This is a genomic window from uncultured Sneathiella sp., assembly GCF_963973085.1.
Taxonomy (GTDB): domain Bacteria; phylum Pseudomonadota; class Alphaproteobacteria; order Sneathiellales; family Sneathiellaceae; genus Sneathiella.
Window position 1 is genome coordinate 297790 of record NZ_CAXAXA010000004.1, and the last position, 12415, is coordinate 310204.

Genomic DNA, 12415 nt, shown 5'->3' on the forward strand with positions numbered 1-12415 from the left:
CCCTATCCTTTCACACTTGAAGGAACAGGTGTCGCCGCAGAAGCATGCTTTGCCGATCTCGGCGCGCCAAGACGCAACCGCCTGTCACTTAAGCTGATCGCACCGCCTGCGAACATCACAAAGGCGCCGATCCAGATCCAGGAAATGAAAGGCTTGTGGTAAATCCGGACCGCATATCCGCCCTTTCCGTCCGCTTCGCCAATAACCGTATATAGATCAGCACTTAGCATCGGTCGGATTGCTGCCTCCGTTGTCTCCATCGGTGGATCTGTATAACGCCGCTGTTCAGGATAAAGATAAATGCCCTTGTTATCGCCCGTATAAGCGAGAAAGGTGCCCTGAACGGCGTCATAATTCGGACCAGTAATCGTCTCGGCCCCGTCAAAACGGAATTCATATCCGCCAACCGTCACGGTTTCACCGGGGCGCATGACACCAAGATGCTCACTTTGCCACGTTTCAGATGCCGTGATTCCCAGAATGACAAGGGCGACACCGATATGGGCAACTGTCATGCCATGAGCGCTTCGCGGGAGCTGGATCATTCTCTTCCAGCTACTTGCCAGCGGGCCGCGAAACAGCTTGATGCGTGCTGTCCATTCGAGGATGGAGCCAACCAGCAACCAGGCAAAAAGGCCCATTCCAAGCAGGGCCATTATCGGGGCACCCGTCTGCCACCACCAGAGAAATCCTGTGAACGCAAGCGCCGCAAACAGTGCAAATTTGAGGCGCGAGACAACGCCCGCAAGGTCACCTCTTTTCCAGGCAAGAAAAGGCCCAAACGCCATCGCCACGGCTAAAGGAATAGCAAGCGGCAGAAATGTCGCATTGAAATAAGGCGGTCCGACAGAGACTTTTGCGCCCGTGAAGGCATCAAGGAAAATCGGATAAAGCGTTCCAAGGAGAACCGTCGCCGTGATGGTGGAAAGCAGCAAATTATTCAGAACCAGTGCTCCTTCCCGGCTGATCGGGGCGAACAAGCCGCCCCCTTTCATCTTCGGCGCACGAATGCCGTAAAGCAATAGCGACCCCCCGATGACGAATATCAGGAATATCAGGATAAAAACACCCCGCGCCGGATCAGACGCAAAGGCATGAACCGAATTCAGAACGCCGGACCGCACCAGGAAAGTGCCCAGAAGGCTCAGGCTAAAAGCAATAATCGCCAGCAGAATGGTCCAGTTTTTAAGCGCATCGCGCTTTTCCACAACAATCGCGGAATGCAGAAGTGCCGTTGCTGCCAGCCAGGGCATGAATGAGGCGTTTTCAACCGGATCCCAGAACCACCAGCCGCCCCAGCCGAGTTCATAATAGGCCCACCAGGAACCGAGCGCGATCCCGATGGTCAGAAATCCCCAAGCCGCCAGCGTCCATGGCCGCACCCAGCGCGCCCAGGCCGGATCGACCCGTCCCTCAATCAAAGCCGCAATCGCAAATGAAAACGTAATCGATAATCCAACATATCCGAGATACAGAAAAGGCGGATGAAAGGCGAGGCCGGGATCCTGCAATAACGGGTTGAGTCCATTGCCATCAAGCGGCGCAGGACTGACCCTCTCGAACGGATTGGAGGTGAACAGGATAAACATCAGGAAGCCCACACCGATCAATCCCTGTATGGCCAGAACCCGCGCCTTCAAGCCGTCCGGCAAATTACGCCCGAAAAGAGCGACAGCCAACCCGAAGAGCGCCAGTATCCAGCTCCAAAGGAGAAGGGAACCCTCGTGATTCCCCCACACACCACTGATTTTATAGAGCATCGGCTTGAGAGAGTGCGAGTTGTTCACAACGTTTAGAATGGAAAAATCACTGGTGACGTACCCAATAGTCAAGCAGGCGAATGCTCCGGAAATGGCGGCAAACTGGACAAATGCCGCATTATCGCCAAAACGCATCAAGGGACGATTGTCACGTGCCGCACCGACTAGTGGCAAGGCACCTTGCAAACAAGCCGTGACCAACGCCAGAATTAGAACAAATTGACCGATTTCCGCAACCATCAGTCACTCCCCTCAGGTTTCCATTGCCCCGATTTTTTCAGAGCCTCCGCAACTTCGGGCGGCATATAATTCTCATCATGCTTGGCCAGAACATTTGTCGCGACGAATAACCCCTCTTCGGTCAGGGAGCCTTCGGCAACAACCCCTTGCCCTTCACGGAACAGATCGGGAAGCAATCCGTCAAACGTAACCGGAACCGCCTCATTCAAATCCGTTACCCGAAAGCGATGTGTTACCCCTTCGCTGCCAACGCTGCCCTCTTCAACAAGTCCTCCAAGACGAAAATTCCGTCCTGCCGGGATTGGCTTTTCCAAAAGGTCGGACGGGCTGCGAAAAAAGACAAGGCTATCCTGAAAGGACGTAAGCACCAGCACAGCCGCAAGGCCAAGCACGGTCATTCCCCCAAGGACAAAATATAACCGGCGTTTTTTGCGCGTCATGGTTTGCTTTCCCGAACGGCAGAGGCACGGCCGCGCTTTTCTGATCGATTGCTTTCTGCCACAGCCAATTCCCGCTCCACCGCTTTGAGTTTCCGGAAGCTCAAGAGATAAAGCGCCAGCAGCACAATTGCAGACAGCACGAAGCATGGCCATACAAACAGCCCATACCCGCCCATATCAAAAAAGTTTGTGACCTGCTCCACCAATTTTCCTCAAATCCTGCTATTGTCGGCGAATATACTGACTCTGCGCCTAAAATACATACTGGAACCCTAATTCTGCGTCACAATGCCGCGATCATCCTTTGGACACGTCATTGCTTTCGTAATTCAGCTATCTGCATAACACGCAGGCGCCTTTGTAAAATCTCAGCTTTTACACGGATTATCAGAACCATGACAAAGAAAGCCGTATATGCCAGCCCCATAATTAGAAGCGGAATCAAAATCGAACTATGTATCTTTGGGCCTGACATGGTAGCGACGCTGGCCGGCTGGTGGAGCGTGTTCCACCAGTCCACAGAAAACCGAATGATCGGTATATTGATAACTCCGACGAGCGCAAGGATCGCCGCGGCCTTCGCGGCCTTGGCTGTATCATCAAAACTTTCCCATATCGCCATATAGCCAAGATAAAGGAAAAGCAGGATCAGCATGCTTGTAAGCCTCGCATCCCAAACCCAGAATGTCCCCCACATCGGCTGTCCCCAGAGCGAACCGGTCACCAGCGCGAGAAAGGTGAAAGCCGCGCCGATCGGCGCTGCGGCCTTCGCCGTCAAGTCGGCAACCGGATGCTTCCAGATGAGGCCGACGGCTGAAGAAACGGCCATGACCATATAAATCATCAGCGCCATCCAAGCGGCGGGCACATGAACGAACATGATCCGCACTGTATCTCCCTGCTGATAATCAGGCGGCGCGACGAACAATCCCATATATAATCCGGTCCCTATGAGAATAACCGTCGACCAGACGCTCCAGGGATAAACCATTGAAATAATCGATAGAAAACGTTTCGGGTTCGCATATTTGTGTAAATCGATTGCCATGCTTAACTACAGTTCATTCAATTGGGTCATCACGATAGGGACAAACGTAACCCGGCCGCCGCCGCAACCGGACCGAGGACCAACGCACCCAGCGAAATCCCGCCCAGCAACAATAAATGCGGTGCAACGGAAAGCTGCGCTATCGCGGCATCAACCGCCGCCACACCAAAAATCAATACCGGTATATATAGGGGAAGCACCAGAAGTGACAACAAAACTCCACCGCGCCGCATTCCCACGGTAAGCGCCGCCCCGACAGCGCCGATCAGGCTTAACGTCGGCGTGCCAATCAGAAGGGCCGACGTAAGGGCAAGAATTCCCTCGGCGTGTATGTTCAGGGAAAGCGCCAGAACGGGTGCAACAATGATTAGCGGCAGGATTGAGGTAAGCCAATGAGCAAATACCTTGGCAAGCACAAGAAGCTCGACAGGCAAAGGTCCGATCATGAGGAGGTCCAGCGCGCCATCTTCAAAATCCGCCTGAAACAGCCGATCCAGAGTTAGCAAACAGGCGAGCAACGCCGCTACCCAGAGAACACCCGGACCGATCCTCGCCAGGATCGACAGTTCAGGTCCGACACCGAGTGGAAATAAAACGATGACGATTACAAAGAAGGAAAGACTTAGCGTGACGGCACTTCCTTGCCGAAATGCCAGCATAACGTCACGACGGATCACTTGAAAAAAACGACCTGTCATGTATCTGCACCCAATTCAAGGATTTTGCTACCATCCAGCTCCAGATCCTGATGGGTTGCATAAATTGCCATGCCTCCAGCTGCCAGATGCTGCGACAGACGTTTCCTGAACTGACCAATATATTGTCGGTCAAGGGCGCTGAGTGGTTCATCCAGGATCCATAGGGGCGCCGGTGACGCCGCCAAGCGCGCGAGGTTAGTCCGTTTCCTCTGTCCCTGAGAGAGAATACCCGCTGGTACATCCCGTAGCGGCATCAGGTCAAACTCCGCCAGCGCCGTCGCCACATCTGCTTTGCCATGATAGTCTGCCCAGAACTTTATGTTCTCCTCAACCGTCATCGCGTTTTTAAGAGCATCCTGATGACCGAGATACTGATAGGCCCCGACATAGTTTTCGGGATCGTCCAGTATATCTTCGCCCTGCCATGTGATAGACCCGCCCAGAGGTTTCAGCAACCGCGCACAAATTCTGAGGAGCGATGATTTACCTGCACCATTGCGTCCGCGCACCCAAAGAGCTCCCCCTGGGGTGAGTGAAAATGAAACATTCTCAAAAATAAGCTGGTCGGCCCGCTGGCAAGCGAGATTATGGACGGAAAAACTCATGGCAGCGGCGTATTGCTCCGAAGAGATATGGATCAGGCACTTATATTCCCTCTGAGTACAGCAAGAAACTGCGTTTCGCAAATGTTTGGCGCATTGGCCACTGATTGATTCATGGCGATCTGAGCTATAGTTATCTAATAGTTTAAACTGGGGACCACTCTATGGCATGATAGCACTTGAGAAATTCTCTAATTTAGGGCACATACGCTCATTATTGAACCAATGAACCGGTGCCGCTATGCTGGCATTTCCCGTTCCCCTTACCTTTTAAGGAGCGAAACGTTGACAACAACTGGTCACGACAGCCTGAATATTCGCCGTTCTCTCGATATCGATGGAGAGAAATATGATTACTATAGCATCCCGGAGGCTGAAAAAGCCGGTCTGGGTGATGTTTCCCGCCTCCCCTTCTCTCTGAAAGTCCTACTTGAGAACCTGCTACGCCATGAAGATGGCCGCACCGTGACGTCAGAAGACGTCAGCGCTCTCGCCGGTTGGCTGAAGGACCGCAAGGCGGACCGTGAAATTGCTTATCGCCCGGCACGCGTTCTTATGCAGGATTTCACCGGCGTTCCGGCTGTGGTCGATCTCGCCGCCATGCGCGATGCAATGGTTGCTCTCGGTGGCGATCCGGAAAAAATCAATCCGCTTGCTCAATGCGACCTCGTTATTGACCATTCGGTGATGGTAGATAAATTTGGGACCGCCGCATCTTTCGGTCAGAATGTGGAACTGGAAATGGAGCGCAATGGCGAACGCTATGCCTTCCTCCGCTGGGGTCAGAAAGCGTTCAACAACTTCCGCGTTGTGCCGCCCGGAACCGGCATTTGCCATCAGGTGAACCTGGAATATCTCGCACAAACCGTTTGGACGACAAAAGACCAGAACGGCGCCGAAGTTGCCTATCCGGATACACTTGTCGGCACGGACAGCCATACGACCATGGTCAATGGCCTTGCCGTTCTTGGCTGGGGTGTCGGTGGGATCGAGGCGGAGGCCGTTATGCTCGGTCAGCCGATATCCATGCTAATTCCGGAAGTCGTCGGCTTCAAACTGACCGGCAAGCTAAAGGAAGGTACAACGGCGACAGACCTTGTGCTGACAGTGACACAAATGCTCCGTGCTCAGGGCGTTGTCGGCAAATTCGTTGAATTCTACGGCCCGGGTATTGCCGAACTTGGTCTCGCCGATCGCGCAACCATCTCCAATATGGCACCGGAATACGGCGCAACTTGTGGCTTTTTTCCGATCGATGCGGAAACCATCAATTACCTCAACTTCACGGCCCGCGATCCAAAACGGGTCAAGCTTGTGGAAGCCTACGCAAAGGCGCAAGGCATGTGGCGTGACAATGACACACCAGATCCGGAATTCACGGCAACGCTGGAACTCGATATTTCAACGGTAGAGCCGAGCCTTGCGGGGCCGAAGCGGCCTCAGGATCGTGTTCTGCTGTCCGATGCGGCGAATTCTTTTAAGGGAAGCCTGCCGGAACTAGCCGGAGAAAATGCCAACCTTGACGTCCAGGTTGATGTTGCCGGGACGGATTATAAAATTGGTCATGGCAACGTTATTATTGCAGCAATTACTTCCTGCACCAATACATCAAACCCCAGCGTGATGTTGGCGGCCGGATTGGTTGCGCGCAATGCGCTCAAGAAAGGGCTCACTGTTAAGCCGTGGGTGAAAACTTCACTCGCTCCCGGCTCCAAAGTGGTAACCGATTACCTCGAAAAAGCCGGATTGCAGGATGATCTGGATGCGCTGGGCTTCAATCTCGTCGGGTATGGCTGTACGACATGTATTGGTAACTCCGGCCCCGTCGATCCGCATATCGCCGATGCAATTGCTGAAGGCGAACTCGTTGCCTGCTCGGTTCTTTCGGGCAACCGCAACTTCGAGGGCCGTGTCAGCCCGCAAGCAAAAGCCAATTACCTTGCTTCGCCGCCGCTGGTTGTCGCATATGCCATCGCAGGATCGCTTCATGTCGACGTTACAAAAGATTCTCTCGGAACGGACACGGACGGCAATCCCGTTTACCTGAAGGATATCTGGCCAAGCAATGCCGAGGTTCAACAGACGGTTAAGGATGCTGTTGCCCGTGATATGTTCCAGCATCAATATGCCGACGTTTTCTCAGGCGATGCGAATTGGCAGTCAATCGAGACGGCAGAAGGCCAGACCTATAGCTGGGATATTTCGTCTACATATGTACAGCACCCTCCTTATTTCGACGGCATGCAGAAAGAGCCCGGTGCATTTGAGGATATTGCGGGCGCCCGTATTCTTGCCTTGCTCGGAGATTCTGTAACGACGGACCATATTTCACCTGCCGGAGCGATCAAGGCGGACGGACCCGCCGGTGAATACCTTACGTCGCATCAGGTTAGCCCGAAGGATTTCAACTCCTACGGCTCTCGGCGCGGCAACGATCAGGTCATGACCCGCGGTACTTTTGCCAACATCCGCCTTCGCAACGAGGTGGCACCAGGCACGGAAGGTGGTGTCACCCGCCACATGCCTGACGGAACACAGATGTGGATCTTTGATGCCGCGGAAAAATACCGCGCGGAGGGAACGCCTCTCGTCGTATTTGCCGGCAAGGAATACGGCACAGGATCCAGTCGTGACTGGGCCGCAAAGGGAACATTGTTGCTTGGTATCAAGGCTGTCATCGCAGAAAGCTTTGAGCGCATTCATCGCTCGAACCTGGTTGGCATGGGCATTCTGCCGCTGCAATTCCCCGAAGGAGTGACACGGAAAACACTTAATCTGGATGGCAGCGAGGTTGTCGACCTGACCGGCATCGAAGACGGGATTACCCCGGGCATGAGTGTCCGTTGCAACATTACACGAACGGATGGGTCATCGCAGTCAATCGATCTTCTGTGCCGGATCGACACGCTGGACGAAGTTGAATACTATCGTCACGACGGTATTCTTCAGTATGTTCTTCGGAACCTGTCAGCCAGTTAATTACGGGTTACATAAAAAACGTAGAAACGGTGGTCCTGGTTGGCCGCCGTTTTTTATTCACCGCTCTCTCACTCACAGGTGATTTGTCTGTGAAGCAGTTATCCGCTAAATAGTTGTCATGAAACAATTTCATATCAATTGCATTGCGATGGTTATTGCTGTCCTTTTCGGGATGACAATGTCAGTCAACTCCGCTGTCGCCGAGAGCGCCCACCAACCGAAGACGGTTGTGGAGCTTTTTACATCGCAAGGATGCAGCTCCTGCCCTCCGGCCGACAAGCTCCTTGGTGAGCTCATTGAAGACAGAGACATTCTCGGACTTTCTTACTCCGTTACCTATTGGGACTACATCGGCTGGAAAGACATTTTCGGTAGCGCAGATAATGATGCACGACAGGTCGGATACAGGGGCGAGTTCAACTCACGTTATGTTTACACACCTCAAATGGTGGTTGATGGCGAAGACCATGTGGTCGGCTCTGATCGCAGTGGTGTGAATGCCCTTATCGAAAAACAGGGAGGCGCCACAAAGTCTTTGCCTCTGCAATGGTTTTTTAAGGGAAATCAGCTTTTGGTTACTCTCCCCGACTTAGATAGAAATGCGACGCTTTGGCTTGTCGATATTGACCATGCTGCAGATGTAGACATTAAACGTGGTGAGAACACAGGCCGGATCATCACCTATCATAATGTTGTCCGCAAAATCCGCTCCCTCGGCGATTGGGACGGATCCGCCAAGGAAATCGCGTTGGATCTTGCGGAAATGCGCGCTGAAGGACGTGACGGCTGTGCACTGATCATTCAACAAGAAAGCTATGGCCCGATCCTCGGGGCGCTGGAAATCAAGCTTTAAGAAGCAATTTGTTGATCCATTTCTAACTCTCGGGCACAATGTTCTGAAACAAGAACAAGAGTGGTGCCAAATGACCAAGAACGATGTCCCCCTTAAACCTGCTGCAACCGTTTTACTTATCCGGGACCGGATCAGTGAAAATGACAAGATCGAAGTTTTTATGGTCGTTCGCCACCACGAGATTGACTTCGCCTCCGGCGCGCTTGTGTTTCCCGGCGGCAAGGTGGATGAGGGTGACATGGACCCCGCTCTCATCGGATTCCTGCCTGAAAGCGAACGCGGCGATGATGCGCTTCGCAGCTTCAAGATAGCGTCTATCCGCGAAAGTTTTGAGGAAGCCAATATCCTCCTCGCCCGTAACAGGAAAACGAATAACCTGGTTACGCATGACCGGCTGGAAGAGTTGGCGGAAAAATACCGGATGCCACTGCAGAATGGCGAGCTTTCCATACTGGAGATGGTCAGGGCGGAAAACCTGGAACTGGCGACAGACCTGATGGGCCATTTCGCTCATTGGCTGACACCGACGCATATGCCCAAACGCTTCAACACTCATTTTTTCGTTGCAAAAGCTCCCCCGCACCAGCTTGCGGCACATGATGGCGGGGAATCGGTGGATTCCGTCTGGATTGGTCCAAATAAAGTATTGGAAGAGGCTGACAAGGGAAAATACACCGTCATATTTCCAACCCGAATGAATGTCGAAGTCCTCGCTCGCTTTTCGTCCAGTGAGGAGGCCGTCGAAAACGCCAAGGGAACGGATACCTTCTCGGTTATGCCGCAAATGGAGGTAACGGAGGAAGGCAAGTTCCTGTTAATTCCGAAGGAGGCAGGTTATAGCGTTACCCGCCGCCGGGTTGACAAGATTATGGACCGGCCGTCAAGCAAGTAGGGAGAGTGCAAGGCTCACGCCTTTCGAAAGAATAGTGAATATGACCTTATCCTGCTGTTTTCGTTCCGTTATCCAGTTCGATAAATCTGTAAGATCTGACTTTGCATTTCGAAATTCTGTCGTGAGCGTCGTATAGTCAGCGTCACGTTCGTCCATTTGCTTTACCTGCAAAGCCTGTAACTCTGCATAAAGAGCCGCCTTTCCCTTTTCAAGATTGGCAAGTTGGGCAGACGGCAAGTCAGATACGGATTGGGCGTTCAACGCATTCAACGCATCCTGTAACTTCTTAAGAGCTTCTTCATTGCTGGTTTTCATCATTTTTTCCGGCATTTTGTGAGGTAAGGGTGGATTTCTGGACGCTTTTTCCGACTGCATCGCCCTCCGTTAGCTCCAATATTTCTGCTTTGACAGCCGACAACGATTTCACGAGTTCCTTCACTTTTTCCTGAAAGAAAACGCCTTTTAAGGTCGCGGAAAGCGACACAGTTTGAGACCCCTCCGCCGCCTCAAGCGTCTCAGTAATTGTTTGATGAGCAGCAACCATCGCGACCAGCGTCATCTGCGTATCATCAAGGAGCTTGTCAAGTTTCAGCCCTAGTTTCTGTATGACAATGATCCGCTTGATTGCATCTCTGTGAGCCGATGTGTCTGCCGTGCTGCTTTTTGTTGTCTGTGCCAGCTTGTCATTCCAGGTGTTCGCATCAAAATCGATGGCGTTCTTGACAATTGCACGTAGCCCGCCCTTGCATAAGCGTAAGCTTGACATAGCAGCACCAACATCATTTTTTGGAACAGTATAGCTGCATTTACTCGATTGGTCCGCCGGGGCCCCGATATCGAAATACAAGAGAGTTGCGGCATTCTTCAGCGTTTCATCTCCCTTCTGTACGATAGGAAGCAAGCGTTTGTCTCGGGCGGGCAGGATTAGAAGCTCGTCGAACAGGCTGAGATCATTCACCAGTTGGTTGGAGTCCAGAAAGGAAAGCGAATGATCGACGTTGAAATTATCAGAACTCAACGATTTCAGATTTTCCACCGTCCCGAAGAGCCGCGTGTAGACAGACGAGATTGATTGACCGGAAGTAACAACGGCGAGTGTCTCTGCATAACTATCAAGCGCCGCCAAGACACTCTTTCTCGCCGCAATATCTTTAGCCTGAAATAACGGCTCATAGTTTGCCTCAGGGTGTCCCCCGAGTTCCAATTGGAACTGCAAATTATCTATAAAGCCGAGAGTGTTGATCTCCTCAGCCAGCTCGAATTCTTTTTCGATAATGGCAGAGAGCGTGACGACACCGCGAGAAAAGTCATTCACCTCCTCTGTAAGCAGCGTATCATCAATAACGCTACAGGAGGAAACCCCAACCAACAGAAAAATAAGGACGGCAATTTGCAGCAACGGTTGCATCTGATAAAAAAGACCATTGTTATTTCCATAAATACTATTTGGAGTTGATTATAAAGATTACAATTTAAATTATTTATAGCTTTATTTCTATCTAACGGGAGCGATCGAATGCGGGGGATAGACGATAATAACAGGCGTTGGTGGGTTCTGGCTGCAATGGGCGGTGTGCTTATTCTTATTGTGCTCGATGAAACGATCCTTGGTGTTGCCCTTCCGACATTGCGTGAAGAGCTCGGCATATCGGAAATTGAATCGCATTGGGTTGTAAACTCATACCTCCTGGTATTTGCCGGCCTCGTTGCGGCAGGTGGACGGTTTGGCGATATTCTCGGTCTCAGGAACTTGTTTATTATTGGCGTCTTTATATTCGGGATAGCCTCCCTCCTGTGCGGCTTTATGAATGATGGCACGATGCTCATTGCAATGCGGGGCGTTCAAGGTATCGGTGCTGCCATCATACTCCCTGCGTCTATGGCAATGCTGACCATAGTGTTTCCGGAAAATGAAAGGGGAATGGCGCTTGGCGCTTATGGCGCGATTGGAACAATTGGCTTGATTTTAGGGCCGCTCGCCGGCGGCGCACTTGTCGAAACACTCTCTTGGCGATGGATTTTCTGGATCAATCCGGTCATCGTTATCGCCGTTGCCCTGGTGGTAATTAAGGCCTGGATTAATCCGCCGCGTCTCGCGCCGTCCACGCATTTCGATTTCGGCGGGCTTGTCAGCCTGATAGCCGGGCTCGGACTGATCATTTTTGCCCTCATGCAAGGCCCCGACTGGGGGTGGCAAAACCCGACTGTCTGGATACCACTTGTTTTGGGTATCCTCGCTGCGACGCAGTTCATCCTGATCGAACTGCGGGCAAAACAGCCATTGATCGAGGTTGATCTTTTTACAAATGCAAGTTTTTCTGTGTGTAATTTGGTCGTTTTCGCGGCCCAGTTCAGTAAGATCAGTGTCTTTATCTTCGGTGCCCTTTATCTACAACACCGGCTGAATTATACGGCGATCGAAGCTGGGATTGCCCTCTTGCCTGCCGTTCTCCCGGCACCGATCAGCGCGCCCATGGCCGGATATTTCGCGGATCGCCTAGGCGCACGAGTACCGACTTTTTTCGGCATCATCCTCTCAATAATCGCCTTTTTCTGGATGGCGTTTACGGCCGATACCGGCAGCTATCTATCTTTCTTCCCCGCCCTGATAATCTGGGGGGTCGGTCTCGGCTTTCTTTTTGTTCCGCCGATGCGGGCCATAATGAATGAAGTTCCCATGGAGAAACAGGGACTTGCCGGTGGTATAGTTCTCTCCGCCCAGATGCTCGGCGGAACCGTCGGCATGGCAGTCAGCAGCGTCCTTTTTTCTACCTTCCGGGATTATCAAGTAGTTTTCCTGGCAGTCGGCATACTGTTCCTGATCCTTCTGCCACTCGCAATGAAAACGATCCGCCCGGATGAAGAATTGGTAATAGTGGAAAGCGGCTAAACCAAAAAACGGC

General features: G+C 52.2%; 12 protein-coding genes. 4 read left to right on the plus strand and 8 right to left on the minus strand.

All coding sequences use genetic code 11. The features are described from left to right. Positions 1-2: 2 nt before the first annotated feature. The 6 genes from AACZ19_RS12145 to ccmA all read right to left on the minus strand — a co-directional run bounded on the left by AACZ19_RS12145 (position 3) and on the right by ccmA (position 4791). A complete protein-coding gene (locus AACZ19_RS12145) occupies positions 3-2000 on the minus strand; it encodes a heme lyase CcmF/NrfE family subunit (protein ID WP_339634278.1) in 1998 nt (665 codons plus the stop codon). Then, positions 2000-2440, minus strand: coding sequence for a cytochrome c maturation protein CcmE (gene ccmE, locus AACZ19_RS12150; protein ID WP_339634280.1), 441 nt, complete (start codon positions 2438-2440; stop codon positions 2000-2002). Before ccmE ends, AACZ19_RS12145 begins: the two co-directional genes overlap by 1 nt. Next, a complete protein-coding gene (ccmD, locus tag AACZ19_RS12155) occupies positions 2437-2643 on the minus strand; it encodes a heme exporter protein CcmD (protein WP_339634282.1) in 207 nt (68 codons plus the stop codon). Before ccmD ends, ccmE begins: the two co-directional genes overlap by 4 nt. 110 nt (positions 2644-2753) lie before the next feature. After that, on the minus strand, positions 2754-3488 hold the full coding sequence (locus AACZ19_RS12160) for a heme ABC transporter permease (protein ID WP_339634284.1): 735 nt from the start codon (positions 3486-3488) through the stop codon (positions 2754-2756). A 29-nt stretch (positions 3489-3517) separates the two neighbouring features. Beyond that, positions 3518-4186, minus strand: a complete 669-nt coding sequence (ccmB, locus tag AACZ19_RS12165) for a heme exporter protein CcmB (protein ID WP_339634286.1) — start codon at positions 4184-4186, stop codon at positions 3518-3520. Next, positions 4183-4791, minus strand: coding sequence for a heme ABC exporter ATP-binding protein CcmA (gene ccmA / locus AACZ19_RS12170; protein WP_339634289.1), 609 nt, complete (start codon positions 4789-4791; stop codon positions 4183-4185). Before ccmA ends, ccmB begins: the two co-directional genes overlap by 4 nt. Positions 4792-5073: 282 nt before the next feature. On the opposite strand from ccmA, the gene acnA reads away from it, so the two are divergent. From acnA to AACZ19_RS12185, 3 genes are all read left to right on the plus strand, one after another. Continuing rightward, a complete protein-coding gene (gene acnA / locus AACZ19_RS12175; RefSeq protein WP_339634291.1) occupies positions 5074-7767 on the plus strand; it encodes an aconitate hydratase AcnA in 2694 nt (897 codons plus the stop codon). 178 nt (positions 7768-7945) lie between these two features. After that, a complete protein-coding gene (locus AACZ19_RS12180; RefSeq protein WP_339634292.1) occupies positions 7946-8620 on the plus strand; it encodes a DUF1223 domain-containing protein in 675 nt (224 codons plus the stop codon). A 70-nt stretch (positions 8621-8690) separates the two neighbouring features. After that, positions 8691-9512 (plus strand): hypothetical protein, encoded by an 822-nt coding sequence (locus AACZ19_RS12185; RefSeq protein WP_339634293.1) that lies wholly within the window; start codon positions 8691-8693, stop codon positions 9510-9512. On the opposite strand, the gene AACZ19_RS12190 is transcribed toward AACZ19_RS12185, so the two are convergent. Both AACZ19_RS12190 and AACZ19_RS12195 read right to left on the minus strand, forming a co-directional pair. Then, positions 9501-9827: a hypothetical protein gene (locus AACZ19_RS12190; RefSeq protein ID WP_339634294.1), complete on the minus strand. Its 327-nt coding sequence runs from the start codon at positions 9825-9827 to the stop codon at positions 9501-9503. The genes AACZ19_RS12185 and AACZ19_RS12190 overlap by 12 nt on opposite strands. Further along, entirely contained in the window at positions 9811-10920 is a 1110-nt protein-coding gene (locus AACZ19_RS12195) for a hypothetical protein (protein WP_339634295.1), read from the minus strand. The genes AACZ19_RS12190 and AACZ19_RS12195 overlap by 17 nt, the downstream gene beginning before the upstream one ends. A gap of 108 nt (positions 10921-11028) precedes the next feature. Between AACZ19_RS12195 and AACZ19_RS12200 the strand changes: the two genes are divergently transcribed. Next, on the plus strand, positions 11029-12402 hold the full coding sequence (locus AACZ19_RS12200) for an MFS transporter (protein ID WP_339634296.1): 1374 nt from the start codon (positions 11029-11031) through the stop codon (positions 12400-12402). Positions 12403-12415 lie beyond the last annotated feature (13 nt).